This is a genomic window from Salmonella sp. 32082101201600294FB01SM01, assembly GCF_017572865.1.
GTDB classification, from domain to species: Bacteria; Pseudomonadota; Gammaproteobacteria; order Enterobacterales; family Enterobacteriaceae; genus Salmonella; species Salmonella enterica.
Genome location: NZ_JAGESB010000004.1, coordinates 87,178 through 105,997, shown reverse-complemented (window position 1 = coordinate 105,997; position 18,820 = coordinate 87,178). Strand labels below are relative to the sequence as shown.

The 18,820-nt window shown below is 53.9% G+C and carries 19 protein-coding genes; 12 read left to right on the top strand and 7 right to left on the bottom strand.

Annotated elements, in window-relative coordinates; genetic code table 11:
- Positions 1 to 24 precede the first annotated feature (24 nt).
- Both J4645_RS16970 and yfcG read right to left on the bottom strand, forming a co-directional pair.
- The gene (locus tag J4645_RS16970) at positions 25 to 918 is read right to left on the bottom strand and encodes a TIGR01777 family oxidoreductase (protein WP_001166274.1); all 894 of its coding nucleotides are present in this window, start codon (positions 916 to 918) and stop codon (positions 25 to 27) included.
- 125 nt (positions 919 to 1,043) lie between these two features.
- Positions 1,044 to 1,691 carry a GSH-dependent disulfide bond oxidoreductase gene (gene yfcG / locus J4645_RS16965; RefSeq protein ID WP_000566563.1) on the bottom strand — a complete coding sequence of 216 codons (648 nt, stop codon included), beginning with the start codon at positions 1,689 to 1,691 and terminating at the stop codon, positions 1,044 to 1,046.
- Between the two features lie 142 nt (positions 1,692 to 1,833).
- Between yfcG and yfcF the strand changes: the two genes are divergently transcribed.
- Genes yfcF through yfcD form a run of 3 tightly spaced genes read left to right on the top strand, consistent with a single transcriptional unit; the run spans position 1,834 to position 3,696 of the window.
- On the top strand, positions 1,834 to 2,478 hold the full coding sequence (yfcF, locus tag J4645_RS16960; RefSeq protein ID WP_000043010.1) for a glutathione transferase: 645 nt from the start codon (positions 1,834 to 1,836) through the stop codon (positions 2,476 to 2,478).
- 55 nt (positions 2,479 to 2,533) lie between these two features.
- Complete coding sequence (gene yfcE / locus J4645_RS16955) at positions 2,534 to 3,085, top strand: phosphodiesterase (RefSeq protein ID WP_000772458.1); 552 nt, start codon at positions 2,534 to 2,536, stop codon at positions 3,083 to 3,085.
- A gap of 56 nt (positions 3,086 to 3,141) precedes the next feature.
- A complete protein-coding gene (gene yfcD, locus J4645_RS16950) occupies positions 3,142 to 3,696 on the top strand; it encodes an NUDIX hydrolase YfcD (RefSeq protein WP_000230214.1) in 555 nt (184 codons plus the stop codon).
- Between the two features lie 5 nt (positions 3,697 to 3,701).
- Here yfcD and J4645_RS16945 read toward each other — a convergent pair whose 3' ends face one another.
- Entirely contained in the window at positions 3,702 to 4,721 is a 1,020-nt protein-coding gene (locus J4645_RS16945; RefSeq protein WP_000026949.1) for a LacI family DNA-binding transcriptional regulator, read from the bottom strand.
- Positions 4,722 to 4,973: 252 nt separating this feature from the next.
- Here J4645_RS16945 and J4645_RS16940 point away from each other — a divergent pair, with 252 nt between their 5' ends.
- The 5 genes from J4645_RS16940 to J4645_RS16920 all read left to right on the top strand — a co-directional run bounded on the left by J4645_RS16940 (position 4,974) and on the right by J4645_RS16920 (position 8,955).
- A complete protein-coding gene (locus J4645_RS16940) occupies positions 4,974 to 5,417 on the top strand; it encodes a PTS sugar transporter subunit IIA (RefSeq protein ID WP_000901810.1) in 444 nt (147 codons plus the stop codon).
- An 80-nt stretch (positions 5,418 to 5,497) separates the two neighbouring features.
- Positions 5,498 to 5,770 (top strand): PTS sugar transporter subunit IIB, encoded by a 273-nt coding sequence (locus J4645_RS16935; RefSeq protein WP_000699818.1) that lies wholly within the window; start codon positions 5,498 to 5,500, stop codon positions 5,768 to 5,770.
- Positions 5,771 to 5,790: 20 nt separating this feature from the next.
- Complete coding sequence (locus J4645_RS16930; protein WP_001542443.1) at positions 5,791 to 7,182, top strand: PTS ascorbate transporter subunit IIC; 1,392 nt, start codon at positions 5,791 to 5,793, stop codon at positions 7,180 to 7,182.
- On the top strand, positions 7,179 to 8,009 hold the full coding sequence (locus tag J4645_RS16925; protein WP_001103271.1) for a transketolase: 831 nt from the start codon (positions 7,179 to 7,181) through the stop codon (positions 8,007 to 8,009). Before J4645_RS16930 ends, J4645_RS16925 begins: the two co-directional genes overlap by 4 nt.
- Complete coding sequence (locus J4645_RS16920) at positions 8,002 to 8,955, top strand: transketolase family protein (RefSeq protein ID WP_000593025.1); 954 nt, start codon at positions 8,002 to 8,004, stop codon at positions 8,953 to 8,955. Before J4645_RS16925 ends, J4645_RS16920 begins: the two co-directional genes overlap by 8 nt.
- 48 nt (positions 8,956 to 9,003) lie before the next feature.
- Here J4645_RS16920 and yfcC read toward each other — a convergent pair whose 3' ends face one another.
- From yfcC to ackA, 3 genes are all read right to left on the bottom strand, one after another.
- Positions 9,004 to 10,524: a putative basic amino acid antiporter YfcC gene (gene yfcC, locus J4645_RS16915; RefSeq protein WP_000117932.1), complete on the bottom strand. Its 1,521-nt coding sequence runs from the start codon at positions 10,522 to 10,524 to the stop codon at positions 9,004 to 9,006.
- Positions 10,525 to 10,741: 217 nt separating this feature from the next.
- Positions 10,742 to 12,886: a phosphate acetyltransferase gene (gene pta, locus J4645_RS16910; RefSeq protein ID WP_000086692.1), complete on the bottom strand. Its 2,145-nt coding sequence runs from the start codon at positions 12,884 to 12,886 to the stop codon at positions 10,742 to 10,744.
- Between the two features lie 76 nt (positions 12,887 to 12,962).
- Entirely contained in the window at positions 12,963 to 14,165 is a 1,203-nt protein-coding gene (ackA, locus tag J4645_RS16905) for an acetate kinase (RefSeq protein ID WP_000095689.1), read from the bottom strand.
- Positions 14,166 to 14,504: 339 nt separating this feature from the next.
- On the opposite strand from ackA, the gene yfbV reads away from it, so the two are divergent.
- The 4 genes from yfbV (at position 14,505) to J4645_RS16885 (ending at position 18,110) form a co-directional block, all read left to right on the top strand.
- Complete coding sequence (gene yfbV, locus J4645_RS16900; protein ID WP_023214995.1) at positions 14,505 to 14,960, top strand: terminus macrodomain insulation protein YfbV; 456 nt, start codon at positions 14,505 to 14,507, stop codon at positions 14,958 to 14,960.
- Between the two features lie 82 nt (positions 14,961 to 15,042).
- Positions 15,043 to 15,537: a YfbU family protein gene (locus J4645_RS16895; protein WP_000426135.1), complete on the top strand. Its 495-nt coding sequence runs from the start codon at positions 15,043 to 15,045 to the stop codon at positions 15,535 to 15,537.
- Positions 15,530 to 16,207 carry a sugar phosphatase gene (locus J4645_RS16890; RefSeq protein ID WP_001555201.1) on the top strand — a complete coding sequence of 226 codons (678 nt, stop codon included), beginning with the start codon at positions 15,530 to 15,532 and terminating at the stop codon, positions 16,205 to 16,207. Before J4645_RS16895 ends, J4645_RS16890 begins: the two co-directional genes overlap by 8 nt.
- A gap of 76 nt (positions 16,208 to 16,283) precedes the next feature.
- On the top strand, positions 16,284 to 18,110 hold the full coding sequence (locus J4645_RS16885; protein WP_001012861.1) for an SLC13 family permease: 1,827 nt from the start codon (positions 16,284 to 16,286) through the stop codon (positions 18,108 to 18,110).
- 105 nt (positions 18,111 to 18,215) lie between these two features.
- Here J4645_RS16885 and yfbR read toward each other — a convergent pair whose 3' ends face one another.
- The gene (gene yfbR / locus J4645_RS16880; protein WP_000813882.1) at positions 18,216 to 18,815 is read right to left on the bottom strand and encodes a 5'-deoxynucleotidase; all 600 of its coding nucleotides are present in this window, start codon (positions 18,813 to 18,815) and stop codon (positions 18,216 to 18,218) included.
- Between the last annotated feature and the right edge of the window lie 5 nt (positions 18,816 to 18,820).

Genomic DNA, 18,820 nt, shown 5'->3' with positions numbered 1-18,820 from the left:
GGGCAGGATACGGCGCTTTGGGAACTAGCGAATCACATCCGCCAGCGCCTCTTCTAAATCATACCAGCGAAATGCGAATCCGGCGGCTTCAAGCCGTTTTGGCAGCGCCCGCTGTCCGCCCAGCACCAGCACTGACGACTCTCCCATCAATAAGCGAATTGCCGTCGCCGGAATGCGAATAATCGCTGGACGGCGCAGCGCGCGACCCAGCGCATGAGCAAAATGCTCATTATGGACGGGATACGGCGAGACCATATTGAAGGGACCGCGAAGATCGTTATCCAGCAGCCACAGAATGCCGTTGACCATATCGTCGATGTGAATCCAGGCCAGATATTGCCGACCATTACCCACCGGACCGCCGAGTCCGAGGCGAAACGGCGGAACCATTTTCCCCAGAATCCCGCCTTGCGGCGCCAGGACAACGCCGGTACGCAGCAGGCAGACGCGGGTCTGGTCGCTCTGCGCACGACAGGCAATCTGTTCCCAGCGGGCGCAAAGTTTATGCGTAAATTCGTTGTGCGGCGGCTCATCTTCAGTGACGACAACGTCGCCCAGATCGCCGTAATAGCCCGTGGCGGAGCCGGATATCAACACCGAGGGCGGCGTTGCGCTGGCATGAATTAAATCCACCAACTTTTGCGTGATAGCCCAGCGGCTTTGGCACAACCGTTCTTTTTGTTGCGACGTCCAGCGCTTGTCGGCAATCGGTTCGCCCGCCAGATTGATGATGGCATCAATCTCATTGAGGTGCTCACGTTCCGCCAGCCCTTTCCATAATGTCACTCTGGAATCGAGAATCTGACGCGCGTTATCGGGATTGCGCGTAACGACCGTCACCTGGTGCCCCAGTGTTAACAGCCGGGGAATGAGATGACGCCCTATCAGGCCCGTACCGCCGGTAATCAGAATCTGCATATGACCTCCAGAGTAGGGAGGATTTCCTCTTCCCTAATGTCAGGTTTTTAATACGAATAAGGGTGCCGGACGCAGGTTTTTTCCGTGTATACACCTCTACATCATACATGATGTATGCTACCGCGTTACGCTTTCGTACTGTTACAGTGCAGTTGCGCTTGTAACAGTGCGCGCGCTGTCGCAGGACGCGTGCGAATGCGTTCAAACCAGTTATACACCGCCGGGTAGGTATCAAGATCGATTCGCTGACGCTGATGTGCGTTAACCCACGGCCAACTGGCGATATCCGCAATACTGTAGTGGTCGCCGCCCAGCCACGGGGAGGTTTCCAGGCGTTTATTCAGGACGTTGTATAAGCGTTGCGTTTCAACCTGATAGCGTTCAATCGCATAGGGGATGGCCTGCGGCGCAAAGTGGTTAAAGTGGTGATTCTGGCCCAGCATCGGCCCTAACCCGCCGACCTGCCAGAACAGCCATTGCAGCGTGGTATGGCGTTCACGCAGCTCCCCGCTAAGCAGTTTGCCGCTTTTTTCCGCCAGGTAGAGAAGAATTTCGCCGGATTCAAAAAGACTAAGCGGTTGACCGCCGTCTGCCGGGGCGTGATCGACGATGGCAGGAATTTTATTATTGGGAGAGATAGCCAAAAAATCAGGGCGAAACTGATTGCCCTTGCTGATATCTACTTTTAGCAAACGATACGCCAGCTCCGCCTCTTCCAGAAACAGCGTTATTTTATGCCCGTTGGGCGTGGGGGCGTAGTAAAGGTCAATCATTTTGGCTCCTGCATATGCGTAAAGAGTCTGGGCTGAATTAAGTATAGAAAGCCTCCTGATGTGTGTGAGTTTTCATCAGGTGACAGCAGGCGAAAGACGCTATATTTTGGGAAGAAACCTAATACGCCCTCAAGAGGACATTATGAGTAAGCCTGTTATTGTGCTGTGGTCGGATGCGAACTTTTTCTCTCCCTACGTCTTGTCCGCCTGGGTGGCATTACAAGAAAAAGGGCTTTCCTTTACTCTGAAAACCCGCGATCTGGACCAGGGAGAACATCTGCAACCTGGCTGGCGGGGATATGCGCTGACGCAGCGCGTACCGGTGCTTGAGGCCGACAATTTTGAGCTGAGCGAGTCGTCCGCTATTGCGGAATACCTGGAGGAGCGTTTCGCGCCGCCGCAGTGGGAGCGTATCTACCCGCACGATTTACAAAAACGCGCCCGCGCGCGACAGATTCAGGCGTGGCTACGCAGCGATTTACTGCCGCTTCGCGAAGAACGGCCTACCGACGTGGTGTTTGCCGGGGCGAAAAAAGCGCCGCTAAGCGAGGCTGGAAAAGCCAGCGCGGCAAAACTGTTTGCGACGGCTGAAGCGCTATTGGGGCAGGGGACGCAAAATTTATTTGGTGAATGGTGCATTGCCGATACCGATCTGGCATTGATGATCAATCGTCTGGCGCTGCATGGCGATGACGTGCCGGCGTCGCTGGCGGCGTATGCGACATTCCAGTGGCAGCGTGCTTCCGTACAGCGTTTTATTGCGCTTTCCTCGAAGCGTTCAGGCTGAAAATCTATTCATATTCCAGTATCATAACGCCGTTTTTCACAACGAGGAGTGAGCGATGAAACTGATGTTCGCATCGGACATTCATGGTTCTTTACCCGCCACGGAACGGGTGCTTGAGCGGTTCGCGCAAAGCGGCGCGCGTTGGCTGGTGATATTAGGCGATGTCCTTAACCACGGGCCGCGCAATGCGCTGCCTGAAGGCTATGCGCCCGCCCAGGTCGCCGAACGCCTGAACGCGGTGGCGACGCAAATCATTGCCGTGCGCGGCAACTGCGATAGCGAAGTGGATCAGATGCTGCTGCATTTCCCGATAACAGCGCCGTGGCAGCAAATATTGACGCAAGAGAGGCGGCTATTTTTAACGCATGGGCACCTCTTCGGGCCGACGAATCTGCCCGCTCTGCATACTGGCGATGTGTTGGTCTATGGTCATACGCATCTGCCGGTGGCGCAACAGCAGGAAGGACTGTATCACTTTAATCCTGGGTCAGTGAGCATCCCGAAAGGCGGGTATGCGGCAAGCTACGGTATTCTGGATGATAATGTGTTGAGCGTAATCGCACTCAATGATCAAAGTATCATTGCGCAGGTTGCAATTAACTCGTAATTTACCTCACAAACGTAAATGCGCCGTAAGAGCGCCAGAAATAAGAAGGTTTCCTGATGGTGGAACAGCGTCGTTTGGCAAGTACGGAATGGGTGGATATTGTGAATGAAGACAATGAAGTCATTGCACAGTCCAGCCGGGAACAGATGCGTGCGCAACGCTTACGGCATCGTGCGACGTATATCGTCGTTCATGATGGTATGGGTAAAATTCTGGTGCAGCGTCGTACCGAAACAAAAGATTTTTTGCCCGGTATGTTAGATGCTACCGCAGGCGGCGTGGTCCAGGCTGATGAGCAGCTACTGGAATCTGCCCGCCGCGAAGCGGAAGAAGAGTTGGGTATTGCAGGCGTGCCGTTTGCCGAACACGGTCTGTTTTACTTTGAAGACCCACATTGCCGGGTTTGGGGCGCTCTGTTTAGCTGCGTTTCCCACGGGCCTTTCGCGCTTCAGGAAGATGAAGTCAGCGAAGTGTGTTGGCTGACTCCGGAGGAGATCACCGCGCGCTGTGATGAGTTTACGCCGGACTCGCTCAAAGCGCTGGCGCTGTGGATGACCCGCAACGCCAAAAACGAAGCCGCGCTCCAGGAGAAACCGGAAGAGACGGAATAAGCGTTTTAGCAGCTTTCCCGCATACATAAACTGGAGGCGATGGATTTTCGATCGCTCCAGTTTCCCTGATTTAACCTTTCCAACAGCGCCCGTCCGGCTTCACTGCCAATCTTACGGTGCGGTACGGCCATGGTGGTTAACGGCGGCTGGCAGACCCGGCTGACATCGCTATCGCCAAACCCGACCACCGCTAAATCGTCCGGAACTTTGATCCGCCGTCGTTGGCACTCGTATAACGCGCCGCAGGCCAGCTCATCCGATACGCATACCAGCGCGTCCAGCTCCGGCCACGCCAGTAAAAACTCCGGCAGTTGCGACGCGCCGGTAGAAAAATTGGGCGGCAAGGCGGCATTAATCACCCGGTTTGGCGACATATGGTGGCGAAGCATCGCTTTGTACCAGCCGTGCAGATGTTGCTGAAAAATCCACTGCTCCTGATTGGCGCATAGCAGCCCGATATTCTGATAACCGCGCTGAATCAGCATTTCCGTCAGCTCATACATTGCCGCAACGTTATCAATACCGATATTCATATCAATAGGATCGCTGCGAATCGCGCCCATCTCCATCACCGGGATAGAGGCATTTTTCAGCCACTGGCGCACGGTAGTGCTATGTTCGACGCTAAGCAGAATCGCCGCGGCAATGTTGGAAGCCAGCAGCGTTTCGAGCAGCTTCTCCTCTTGTTCCACGCGATGCTGCGATTCCGCCAGCATTATCTGGTAGCCTGCGGGCTGTAAAATTTGTTGCAGCCCGGCGAACATTTCAGAACACCCCGCTTCCGCAAGGTTCGGTACGACCATCGCGATGGTGTGCGAGGAGGCAGACGCCAGCGCGCTGGCGGCGAGATTAGGCATATAGCCCAGCTCATGCACTGCCGCTTCGATTTTTTCCCGGAGTTTATCAGAGACCTGTTCCGGCGTGCGTAAGGCTCGTGATACGGTCATCGTGCCTACACCGGCAAGTTGGGCTACATCGGCGATAGTCACTTTACCGGTACTGCGCCGTTTACGGGGTATCGACATACAAATTCCTGCGTCATTACAACATGTTGAGATGCTTTTTTATTGTCGTTCTTTGCTTCGCATAATTGGCAGTATACGCCTTAAATCCGCTTTTTTGCTGTGATTTCACACCATGATTTTAATTTGATAGCGCTATCACAATTCTGAGTAATAGTCGCTGGTAGCGCTATCTTTGTGATAACGATCGCAGCTAATATCGAATGGCTTGAATAAAGTTTGTTCATAATTTCATACACCGTGGGGGCGAATAACATGCTGGGAACCTGGTTATCTGACGCAACCATCACGCTACAGGAGAGCGTGGAAACGTGGCCGCAGGCGCTGGAAATTTGCGGCAAACCCCTGCTGGACGCAGGTGTTATCGCACCGGAATACATTACGGCGATTGTTCAGCAGCACCAAAAGCTTGGGCCGTATTATGTATTAGCGCCAGGGTTAGCGATGCCGCATGCGAGGCCGGAAGAGGGGGCGAAAGGGTTAGGTTTATCGTTACTGAAACTACAGCGCGGCGTTTCATTTGGCGCAGACGAATTCGATCCGGTTGACATCATTATTATGCTGGCGGCGCCTGATAAGCACAGTCATATCGAAATGATATCGGCGCTGGCGGAATTATTTTCCAGTGATGTAGATATGGAAAAATTACATCAGGCAAAAAACCTGGAGGACATTAAAACGATTATTGACCGTTTCTGATTTTATTCCATTTTCTTGCGGTAAATAACATTGCGCCCGTGCGTGATGCAGACCAACTCTACTTTTAAAAGGTGACAATAATGAAAATCATGGCAATTTGCGGTTCCGGCCTGGGTAGTAGTTTTATGGTAGAAATGAACATTAAAAAAGTATTAAAGAAACTCAATATTGACGCTGAAGTGGAACACTCCGATCTCTCATCGGCCACGCCCGGGGCCGCCGATCTTTTTGTAATGGCCAAAGATATTGCGGCCAGCGCTAGCGTACCGGAAAGCCAACTGGTGGTGATCAATAACATCATCGACATCAACGAACTGGAAACGCAGCTGCGCGCATGGTTCGCTAAACAATAATTATTGCTGGCGAGGTGGATATGTTTATCCTTGAAACGCTGAATTTTGTTGTTGATATTTTAAAAGTGCCCTCGGTGCTTGTAGGATTAATTGCGCTGATTGGTCTGGTGGCGCAGAAAAAAGCGTTTTCCGATGTGGTAAAAGGCACGATTAAAACCATTTTAGGTTTTATTGTGCTTGGCGGCGGCGCAACCGTACTGGTGGGTTCATTAAATCCGCTAGGGGGTATGTTTGAACACGCTTTTAATATTCAGGGCATTATTCCTAATAATGAAGCGATAGTTTCAATCGCGCTGGAGAAATATGGCGCGTCCACGGCGTTAATTATGGCATTTGGTATGGTGGCCAATATTGTCGTGGCGCGCTTTACGCGTCTTAAATATATCTTTTTGACCGGGCATCACACCTTTTACATGGCCTGTATGATTGGCGTAATCCTGACCGTGGCGGGGTTTGAGGGCGTAGGGCTGGTCTTCACCGGATCGCTGATCCTGGGGCTGGTGATGGCCTTCTTCCCGGCGTTGGCCCAACGTTATATGAGGCGGATTACCGGTACCGATGACATTGCGTTTGGTCACTTCGGTACCTTGGGATATGTGCTTTCCGGCTGGATTGGCAGCCTGTGTGGTAAAGGCTCCCGCTCCACGGAAGAGATGAACCTGCCGAAAAACCTCAGTTTTTTACGCGACAGTTCTATCTCGATTTCGCTGACCATGATGATTATCTATCTGATCATGGCAGTCAGCGCAGGGCGTGAGTATGTTGAAGCGACGTTTAGCGGCGGGCAAAACTATCTGGTGTACGCCATCATCATGGCAATCACCTTCGCCGCCGGCGTATTCATCATTCTGCAAGGCGTCCGTCTGATTCTGGCGGAAATTGTTCCGGCCTTTACCGGATTTTCAGAAAAACTGGTGCCAAACGCGCGTCCGGCGCTGGACTGCCCGGTGGTGTATCCCTATGCCCCTAACGCGGTACTGATTGGCTTCCTGTTCAGTTTTCTCGGCGGGCTGGTGGGGCTGTTCCTGCTTGGACAGATGAAGCTTGTGTTAATCCTGCCTGGCGTTGTGCCGCACTTCTTTACCGGCGCGACCGCAGGCGTCTTTGGCAATGCCACCGGCGGTCGCCGCGGGGCGATGATCGGCGCATTTGCTAATGGTCTATTAATCACTTTCCTGCCAGTGCTGTTACTGCCGGTTCTCGGCGCGATCGGCTTCGCCAATACCACGTTCTCGGATGCTGACTTTGGCGTAATCGGTATTTTGCTGGGCAACCTGGCGCGTTATCTGTCGCCGATGGCTATCACGGGGCTGGTGGTGGCGCTATTCGCGCTACTGGTGGCGTACAACGTGCTGGCCAAAAACAAAAAAGTGAATGCCGAAGTGCAGGAAAATAGCGGAGCGAAAGAATGAACGTAACCGAAATCACCCAACTGGCGCGCGACATTCGCGTCGCCACGCTCAAATCCTTAAACCATCTTGGCTTTGGTCACTATGGCGGCAGCATGTCGGTAGTGGAAACTCTGGCGGTTCTGTACGGCGCGGTGATGAAAATCGATCCTGCCGACCCGGACTGGCCGGAGCGCGATTACTTCGTGCTGTCGAAAGGCCATGCGGGCCCCGCGTTGTACAGTACCCTGGCGATTAAAGGCTATTTCCCGCGCGAAGAGCTGAATACGCTTAACCAGAACGGCACCCGTCTTCCCAGCCATCCGGATCGGCTAAAAACGCGCGGCGTGGACGCCACGACCGGCTCACTGGGACAGGGCATCTCTATTGCGGGCGGTATGGCGCTGTCGCATAAACTGGCGCGGCGATCCAACCGGGTATTTTGCATTGTCGGCGATGGCGAGCTCAATGAAGGGCAGTGCTGGGAGGCGTTTCAGTTTATTGCCCACCACCGCCTGAATAATCTGACCGTTTTCATTGACTGGAACAAACAGCAGCTTGACGGCGAGCTGGAGGAGATTATCAATCCATTCGATCTGGAAGGGAAATTCCGCGCGTTTGGTTTCGATGTCGTCACCGTCAAAGGCGATGATATCGCCGGACTACTGGCGGTGGTTCAGCCTGTGCCGCCCGCCGATGCCCAGCCACGGGTTGTGATCCTTGACAGCATTAAAGGGCAGGGGGTGCCATGCCTGGAGCAGTTAACGAATTCTCACCACTTACGCCTGACGGATGGCATGAAGCAGACGCTCAATGAGGCCATTCATCAACTGGAGGTCATGCATGATTAAGCTTGCGCCCGCAGGGCTTAAAGACGATATCGAAATGCGCAAAGTTTACGCCGGTTTTGTCGCCGGGCAGATTGAGGCCGGAAGCCCAATTATTGCGCTTGAGGCTGATTTAATGAGCTCAATGGCGATGGACAGCGTGGCGCGTGACTACCCGCAGCATGTCATTAACTGCGGTATTATGGAGGCGAATGTGATTGGCACTGCGGCGGGGCTGGCGCTGACCGGTCGCAAACCGTTTGTGCATACTTTTACCGCTTTTGCCAGCCGTCGCTGTTTTGATCAGCTCTTCATGGCGCTGGATTATCAGCGTAACAACGTCAAAGTGATCGCCTCCGATGCCGGAGTGACGGCGTGCCATAACGGCGGCACCCATATGTCTTTTGAAGATATGGGGATTGTTCGCGGGCTGGCGCACTCCGTAGTACTGGAGGTGACGGATGCGGTGATGTTCGCGGATATTTTACGCCAGCTAATGGATCTGGACGGTTTTTACTGGCTGCGTACCATCCGTAAGCAGGCGCGGAGTATCTATGCGCCAGGCTCTACCTTTACCATTGGCAAGGGCAATGTACTGCGTGAGGGCGATGATATTACGCTTATCGCCAACGGCATTATGGTGGCGGAGGCGCTGGAGGCGGCGCGCCAACTGGAGCAGGAAGGTGTGAGCGCCGCGGTCATTGATATGTTCACCTTAAAGCCTATCGATCGCATGTTGGTGAAAAACTACGCGGAAAAAACGCGGCGTATCGTCACGTGTGAAAACCACAGCATCCATAATGGACTGGGATCAGCGGTGGCGGAAGTGCTGGTGGAAAACTGCCCGGTGCCGATGCGCCGTGTTGGCGTCAAAGAGCGTTATGGGCAGGTAGGAACGCAGGATTTCTTACAACAAGAGTACGGACTCACCGCTGCAGCGATTGTAGAAGCCGCGAAATCACTGCTTTAATCATGGAGATATTGCCGGATGGCGCTGATGCTCATCCGGCATTTTGGATCAATGATATCCCATCATCTGCGCGCCAATGACGACCACGCTGGACATAATAAACAGTAGTCCCAGCAGCGACGCCCCCACTTTCAGCCAGTTGCGAAAATCGACCCGGCACACGCCCAGTGTGGCCATCAGCGAGGCCGATGTCGGATAGATAATATGGCTGAAGCCATCGCCAAACTGGAAGGCCAGAACAGTCACCTGACGGTTAACGCCGACCAGATCGCCGAGCGGCGCCAGTAATGGCATGGTTAACGCCGCCTGACCCGAACCGGACGTGACAAAGAAATTAAATACCGCCTGGAAGAGCAGCATAAACCAGGCGGCGATAGCATTATTAAGCCCGCTGATGCCATGCGCGATACTGTTAAGCAGCGTATTGAGCACGCTGGGTTCCCCGGCTTCGCCGTTGCCGACCAGCAGCAGAATGCCTTTGGCAAAACCCACCAGCAAGGCGGGCGCGATCATCATCCTCGCCCCTTCGGTGAATGAGGACGCCATCACGTTGACCGTCATACCGTTGAGGCGGAAGATAACGCCGATGAGGCCGATCACCACGCCCATGGTGAAAAACTGGCTGGCGATCTCCGGAATAAACCAGGCGTGGACAATCACACCCCAGACGACCCAAATCATTACGCCGGTCAGGACCAGCAGTACCAGCCAGTCACCGAAGGTGAAAGGGCGCTGGACGACTTCATCCTGCTGTTCGCGGAAATAGCGATCGGATTCGTGGACGCGGGAAAGCAGCGGATTCTTTTTCACGCGTGAGGCGTAGACCAGCGTAAAAACCAGCCCAATCAGCGTGGCGACAATCCAGACCACAATACGCAGCCCGGAGCCGGAAAGTACCGGCACGCCGGCAATCCCCTGGGCGACGACTACGCAGAAAGGGTTCATCCACGAACTGGCAAAGCCAATTTGGGTGGCGATATAGGTCACCAGGACGGTGGTAATGCTGTCATAGCCCAGCCTGACCATCAGCGGGGCTATGATAATTGCAAAGGCGACCGCCTCTTCGCCCATGCCAAATACGGCGCCCCCTAACGAAAAGAGGACAAATAGCACCGGAATAAACAGGACTTCGTTGCCCCGCGTGTGGCGAATAAGCGCCAGAATGCCGTTATCCACGGTGCCGGTACGCATCACGATGCCGAATGCGCCGCCAATCACCAACATAAACATAATAATGCCGACGGCAGTGCCGAATTTCGATCCGGATGTTAACCCTTCAAACGGAAAATTCATCAGTCCTGGTCTTTCATCGCCGGTAGTGAAAAATTGTACGCGATGATACTGCGCTTCCCCGGCCTCATTGGTCACAATGCGAAAAGAGTGCGGGTCGACGACTTTGCGGGTTTTTGTCTGGCCATCGACCTGATACTGCACTTCCTGGCTATCAAACATCCCAACGGGGACGACCCAGGTGGCGATACTGGTTAAAATGGCGACAAAAAAGATGATGACCAGCGTATCGGGCATTGCCCATTTTCTGGCTGTTTTTGATTCTGTAACGACAGACATGACAGACTATCCCTGTTGCAAAGCAAAGAGGCTAAGTATGAGAAGAAGGGAATAGTTATTCATTGATGCAGCGCAGTTAAGCAAAAAATTCCGCTTTGCAGGGTAAATAGCAGAATGCCGGATGGCGATGCTAACGCGTCTTATCCGGCCTACAACGGTATTTCACCTGTAGGCCGGACAAGGCGTTCACGCCGCCATCCGGCATTAGCTTTTACTGTTACTGCTGCTGTTGAGAAGCCTGGATCGCCGTCAGGGCGATGGTGTAGACGATATCGTCAACCAGCGCGCCACGGGACAGGTCGTTCACCGGCTTGCGCATACCCTGCAGCATCGGCCCGATGGAGATCAGGTCGGCAGAACGTTGCACCGCTTTGTAGGTGGTGTTACCGGTGTTCAGATCCGGGAAAATGAACACGGTAGCGCGACCCGCAACCGGCGAGTTCGGCGCTTTGGATTTCGCGACGTCAGCCATGACCGCGGCGTCGTACTGCAACGGACCGTCGATCATCAGGTCAGGACGTTTTTCCTGCGCCAGACGCGTCGCTTCACGTACTTTCTCTACGTCGCTGCCTGCGCCAGAGGTGCCGGTGGAGTAGGAGAGCATTGCCACACGCGGTTCGATGCCGAAGGCAATGGCGGAATCCGCAGACTGAATCGCGATTTCTGCCAGCTGCTCTGCAGTCGGGTCTGGGTTGATTGCGCAGTCGCCGTAAACGTAAACCTGCTCCGGCAGTAGCATAAAGAACACAGAAGAGACCAGGGAGCTACCCGGCGCCGTTTTAATAAGCTGCAGCGGCGGACGGATGGTGTTGGCGGTGGTATGAACCGCGCCGGAAACCAGACCGTCGACTTCGTCTTGCTCCAGCATCAGCGTGCCGAGCACCACGTTGTCTTCCAGCTGCTCGCGGGCAACCGGTTCGGTCATGCCTTTGCTCTTACGCAGCTCAACCAGGCGAGCGACATAGCTTTCACGCACCACTTCCGGATCGACGATTTCAATACCTGCGCCCAGCTCAACGCCCTGAGATGCCGCGACACGGTTGATTTCATCCGGGTTGCCCAGCAGTACGCAAGTGGCGATGCCGCGTTCAGCGCAGATTGCCGCCGCTTTGACGGTACGCGGTTCGTCGCCTTCCGGCAGCACTACGCGTTTACCGGCTTTACGCGCCAGCTCAGTCAGTTGGTAGCGGAACGCCGGCGGAGAGAGACGACGGCTACGCTCGGAAGTGGCGGTCAGCGACTCGATCCACTCAGCGTTAACGTAGTTCGCGACGTATTCCTGAACTTTCTCAATGCGCTCATGGTCATCAACCGGGACTTCCAGATTGAAGCTTTGCAGGCTCAGTGAAGTCTGCCAGGTGTTGGTGTTCACCATAAAGACCGGCAGACCGGTGGCGAATGCGCGTTCGCACAGTTTAGAAATGCGCGCGTCCATTTCATAGCCGCCGGTCAGCAGCAGGGCGCCGATTTCTACGCCGTTCATCGCGGCCAGGCAAGCTGCGACCAGTACGTCCGGACGGTCAGCGGAGGTCACTAACAACGATCCTGCGCGGAAATGTTCCAGCATATGCGGAATACTACGCGCGCAGAACGTGACGGATTTAACGCGGCGGGTTTTGATATCGCCTTCGTTAATGATGGTGGCGTTCAGGTGACGCGCCATATCGATAGCGCGGGTCGCAATCAGGTCGAAACTCCACGGCACCGCGCCCAGAACCGGCAGCGGGCTGGATTCCTGCAGTTTAGCAGGATCGATTTTGATCACCTGCGCTTTGGAAGAGTCGTCAAAGATCTCCGACAGATCCGGGCGAGTACGGCCTTGTTCATCAACCGGCGCATTCAGTTTGTTGATGATAACGCCGGTGATGTTGGTGTTTTTCGCGCCGCCGAAGCTGCTGCGCGTCAATTCGATACGCTCGTTCAGCTGTTCTGGCGTGTCAGTCCCCTGAGACATGACAAAAACGATTTCCGCATTCAGCGTTTTCGCGATTTCATAGTTCAGAGACTGAGCGAACTGATGTTTACGGGTCGGAACCAGACCTTCAACCAGCACCACTTCCGCGTCTTTGGTATTCGCATGGTAGTTCGCGATGATCTCTTCCATCAGCACGTCTTTCTGGTTGCTGGAGAGCAGAGATTCAACGTGGCTCATCTTCAGCGGTTCAGCCGCCGGCAGGGTAGAGTTCGCGCGAACGATAGTGGTGGTCTGGTCAGGCGCATCGCCGCCAGCGCGAGGCTGGGCGATAGGCTTAAAGACGCTCAGACGAACGCCTTTGCGTTCCATAGCACGGATGACGCCGAGGCTGACGCTGGTCAGGCCGACGCTGGTTCCGGTAGGGATCAGCATAATAATACGGGACACGGTTTATCCTCTTTCGTTACCGTCTTTTGGAGACGGGTTACAAAACAGCACCGCCAGCGAGGCTGGCGGTGTCAAATCAGGCAGTCAGACGGCTCGCGTCCTGCGCGATAACCAGTTCTTCGTTGGTTGGGATCACCACCGCCGGACGGGTACCTTCTTTGTTGATGAAACCAGATTTGCCGAAGCGGGCCGCCAGGTTACGTTCGTGGTCGACTTCAAAGCCCAGCACGCCCAGTTTACCCAGAGACAGTTCGCGAACCATCGCGGCGTTTTCACCGATACCACCGGTGAACACGACTGCATCCAGACGACCGTCCATCAGAGCGGTGTAAGAACCGATGTACTTCGCCAGGCGGTGGCAGTAAACGTCCATCGCACGTTTTGCGTCTTCTTTGGTGGCGTAGTTGTCTTCAACATAACGGCAGTCGCTGGTCACTTCAGTCAGACCCAGCAGACCAGACTCTTTGGTCAGCATTTTGTTGATCTGATCTACGCTCATGCCCAGAGTGTCGTGCAGGTGGAAGATAATCGCAGGGTCGATATCGCCGGAACGGGTACCCATGACCAGGCCTTCCAGCGGGGTCAGACCCATAGAGGTATCCACGCATTTACCGTTACGGATAGCAGAAACAGAACCGCCGTTGCCCAGGTGGCAGGTGATAATGTTCAGTTCTTCTACCGGCTTGTTCAGCATTTTTGCCGCTTCCTGAGTTACATAGAAGTGGCTGGTGCCGTGTGCGCCATAGCGACGAACGCCGTGTTCTTTATACAGGCTGTACGGCAGGGCATACAGGTAAGATTCTTCCGGCATGGTCTGATGGAAGGCGGTGTCGAATACTGCAACGTTTTTATCTTTCAGCTGCGGGAAAGATTTCAGCGCTTCGGCGATACCAATCAGGTGAGCCGGGTTATGCAGCGGTGCGAAAGAGGCGGAATCTTTGATGCCCTGAATGACGGACTCATCAATGACTACGGAACTGGTATACTTCTCGCCGCCGTGTACGATACGGTGACCAATTGCAGTTAACTGCGCAGACAGTTCTGGTTTTTGTGCCAGAATAGTGTTAACGATAAAGTTCAGCGCTTCACTGTGAGCGGCGCCTGCACCTAAAGCCGCTTCTTGTTTACTGCCGTCCATTTTCCATTTGATGCGTGCTTCTGGCAGATGGAAACATTCGGCTAAACCAGAAAGGTATTCATCACCATTAACTGCATCAATAATTGCAAATTTCAGTGAAGAACTACCGCAGTTCAGAACCAGTACTAACTTACTCGACATGGAAGTACCTATTTATGATACGTGGCTAAAAAAACGTCAGTGAGCCATAGAGCGTAGCGCATGATAGCCCTGACATTTATGATTAACATCATGCGCAGGAGTTTTTTTGGGCATGATGGAAGAAATACCTTTGAGTCTATGCCATTTTGCGTATTTTTCAGCCAATGGCATACTATGTGTAATATTGACGACTCAATGATTTTAAACTACCGGCCTTTGACAGGCCGACACAGGATACCTGATAGTGGGTATCGAAGACAAAATGTTTTGAACGTTGTCCCTCGCAGTTGTTGTTTTGCACAAATTTTTTAAATTTTATATGTGAAGTTGAGGTAGGCCATGTCGACACCGGATAATCGCTCCGTAAATTTTTTTAGCTTATTTCGCCGGGGGCAGCACTACGCGAAGACGTGGCCGATGGAAAAACGGCTGGCGCCCGTTTTCATCGAAAACCGCGTCATTCGTATGACGCGCTATGCCATACGATTTATGCCGCCTGTCGCCGTTTTTACATTATGCTGGCAGATAGCACTGGGCGGTCAGTTAGGTCCGGCCGTGGCGACCGCCCTGTTCGCCCTGAGCTTGCCTATGCAGGGATTATGGTGGTTAGGGAAACGTTCCGTGACGCCGTTGCCGCCTTCAATCCTTAACTGGTTTTACGAAGTTCGCGGTAAATTGCAGGAGGCTGGACAAGCGCTGGCGCCGGTAGAAGGAAAGCCGGATTACCAGGCATTAGCTGACACGCTTAAGCGCGCCTTCAAACAACTGGATAAAACTTTCCTGGATGATTTGTAATTGACCCCGGATTACGCATATAAAAGAAGGCATACCAATGCCTTCTTTTTTTCATCGCCATAGCGTGATACAGGAGTTCAAAATGGAAATGACCAACGCGCAACGTCTGATTTTGTCTAACCAGTACAAAATGATGACGATGCTCGATCCCACCAACGCCGAGCGTTACCGTCGCTTACAAACAATTATTGAACGCGGCTACGGCCTGCAGATGCGCGAGCTGGATCGCGAGTTTGGCGAGCTGACGGAAGAGACCTGTCGTACCATCATCGATATTATGGAGATGTACCATGCGCTGCACGTCTCCTGGACCAACCTCAAAGATACGCAAGCCATCGACGAACGTCGCGTCACCTTCCTGGGGTTTGACGCTGCGACGGAAGCGCGTTACCTCGGCTATGTCCGTTTTATGGTGAATATAGAAGGACGCTACACTCACTTTGACGCCGGGACGCACGGCTTTAATGCCCAGACGCCGATGTGGGAAAAATACCAGCGGATGTTGAATGTCTGGCATGCCTGCCCGCGTCAGTACCACCTGAGCGCGAATGAAATCAATCAAATCATTAATGCCTGAGGAGGCTCGCGTGCAGTGTAAAGGTTTTCTGTTTGATCTGGATGGAACGTTGGTTGACTCATTACCTGCCGTCGAACGCGCGTGGTGTAGCTGGGCCGATCGTTTTAACCTTGCTCATGATGAGGTGCTGGGCTTTATTCATGGCAAACAGGCGATCACCTCGTTGCGGCATTTTATGGCGGGTAAATCGGAGGCGGAAATTGCCGCTGAGTTTACGCGCCTGGAGCAAATAGAAGCCACTGAAACCGCAGGGATCACCGCGTTGCCGGGGGCAGTCGATTTACTCAATCACCTGAATAAAGCGGGCATTCCGTGGGCTATCGTCACCTCCGGTTCAATGCCGGTCGCGCGTGCGCGCCATCAGGTCGCGGGCCTTCCAGCGCCAGAGGTGTTTGTCACCGCCGAACGAGTCAAACGCGGCAAACCGGAGCCGGATGCGTATTTGCTGGGCGCACAACTGCTTGGCCTGGCCCCTCAGGAGTGCGTCGTAGTAGAAGATGCCCCGGCTGGCGTGCTGTCCGGACTGGCTGCGGGCTGCCACGTCATTGCGGTCAATGCGCCGGCCGACACGCCGCGTCTGGCGGATGTTGATTTTGCGTTGGATAGCCTGACGCAATTATCGGTCGCTAAACAACCAAACGGCGATGTGGTGGTGTTAAGAAAGACCTGATCATGATATCGCCCCGCTTTGGCGGGGCATATTTATGGCAGAATCTCGTTATCTTCTCATCTGACAAGGATATGTTGTGAACGGTGAATTGATTTGGGTTCTCTCTTTACTGGCGATTGCCGTCGTGTTGTTTGCGACGGGCAAAGTACGTATGGATGCGGTGGCTTTATTCGTCATTGTTGCTTTTGTCCTTAGCGGTACCTTGACCCTTCCGGAAGCCTTCTCCGGCTTTAGCGATCCGAATGTCATTCTTATCGCCGCCTTATTTATTATTGGCGACGGCCTCGTGCGCACCGGCGTTGCTACGGTGGTCGGTACCTGGCTGGTTAAAATGGCGGGCAGCAGTGAAATCAAAATGCTGGTTTTACTGATGATCACTGTCGCCGGACTTGGCGCTTTCATGAGTTCAACCGGAGTGGTGGCGATTTTTATCCCCGTTGTTCTTAGCGTTTCTATGCATATGCAGACCTCGCCTTCGCGCCTGATGATGCCGCTGAGTTTTGCCGGGCTTATCAGCGGAATGATGACGCTGGTGGCGACGCCGCCGAACCTGGTGGTTAACAGTGAACTGCTGCGTGAAGGCCTGCACGGGTTCAACTTTTTTAGCGTGACGCCGCTGGGGGTAGTGGTGTTGGCGCTCGGTATTGTTTATATGCTGGTGATGCGCTTCATGCTAAAAGGCGATGCGCCCGGACAACAGGCCGGTAAGCGGCGCACTTTCCGCGATCTTATCCGCGAGTACCGTCTGACGGGGCGCGCTCGCCGTCTGGCGATTCGCCCCGGTTCGCCGATGGTGGGACAGCGACTGGACGACCTTAAACTGCGCGAACGTTACGGCGCTAATGTCATCGGCGTTGAACGCTGGCGGCGCTTTCGGCGGGTTATCGTCAATGTGAACGGCGTATCGGAGTTTCGCGCTCGCGACGTTCTGCTGATTGATATGTCGGCGGCGGAGGTTGACCTCAGAGAGTTCTGCGCCGAGCAACTGCTGGAACCGATGGTATTGCGAGGAGAATATTTTTCCGATCAGGCGTTGGATGTCGGGATGGCGGAAATTTCGCTTATTCCGGAGTCTGAACTGATTGGCAAGTCGGTGCGTGAAATCGCCTTCCGTACACGTTACGGGCTGAATGTGGTCGGCCTGAAACGCGACGGCGTCGCGCTGGAAGGGTCGCTGGCCGATGAGCCGTTATTGATGGGCGATATCATTCTGGTCGTGGGGAACTGGAAGTTAATCAGCCTGCTGGGGCAAAAAGGCCGCGACTTTGTGGTGCTGAATATGCCGGTCGAGGTCAGCGAAGCCTCGCCGGCGCACAGCCAGGCGCCGCACGCCATTTTCTGCCTGGTACTTATGGTGGCGCTGATGTTGACCGATGAAATTCCCAACCCGATCGCGGCGATTATCGCCTGCCTGCTGATGGGAAAATTTCGCTGTATTGATGCTGAAAGCGCGTATAAAGCGATCCACTGGCCGAGTATTATCTTGATTGTGGGTATGATGCCGTTTGCGCTGGCGTTGCAAAAAACCGGCGGCGTCTCTCTGGTCGTGCAAGGGTTAATGGATATCGGCGGCGGCTATGGGCCGTATATGATGCTGGGATGCCTGTTCGTGCTGTGCGCCGTCATAGGACTGTTCATTTCTAACACGGCAACGGCGGTGCTGATGGCGCCGATTGCGCTGGCGGCGGCGAAATCAATGGGGGTGTCGCCCTATCCGTTTGCGATGGCGGTGGCGATGGCGGCATCCGCCGCCTTTATGACGCCGGTTTCATCGCCGGTCAATACTCTGGTTCTGGGGCCGGGAAACTATAGCTTTAGCGATTTTGTGAAGCTTGGCGTGCCGTTCACGCTTATTGTGATGGCGGTTTGTATTGTGATGATTCCGATGTTGTTTCCGTTTTAACCCCAGACAGGAAAAGGCCTGATGGCGTTGCGCTTATCAGGCCTACGGATATCACGCTACGTCCAGGCCGGATAAGACGTTGACGTCGTCATCCGGCACAACCGTTTAAAGCGGTGAATCCTGGCTTATCTCGTCAAGAGAGAGATGGAAACTTGGTACGAACACCGCCATAAAATAGTCCATCTCCTGGCTGCGACGTAATTCCAGCGTTTTTTCCAGCCGCGTTTTTGCCAGTCCAAACTCATTGTTTCCCGCCGATAGCTCCTCCAGGCATTTCAGGTAGGCGCAAAGCGCATCGGCCTGTTTTACGATTGCCTGTTCTTCTTCGCTCCAGGCATTCTCATCAATAAGCGGTGCGAAAATATCGCGCAATTCATCCGGCGCCATATCAACCAGCTTTTGCTGGGCGATTTTTTCGATCGCTTTATATTCCTGGGCTATCTGGGAATTAAAATATTTTACCGGCGTCGGCAGATCGCCGGTCAGTACTTCCGAGGCATCATGATACATCGCCAGAAGCGCGATGCGTTCAGCATTGAGCTGACCGCCAAATTTACGGTTTTTTATCGCCGCCAACGCATGGGCGACCATCGCCACCTGCAGACTATGTTCGGAGACGTTTTCCGTACGCACGTTACGCATCAGCGGCCAGCGGTTAATCAACTTCATGCGGGAGAGATGGGCGAAAAAATGGCTCTGCTTCATAGATT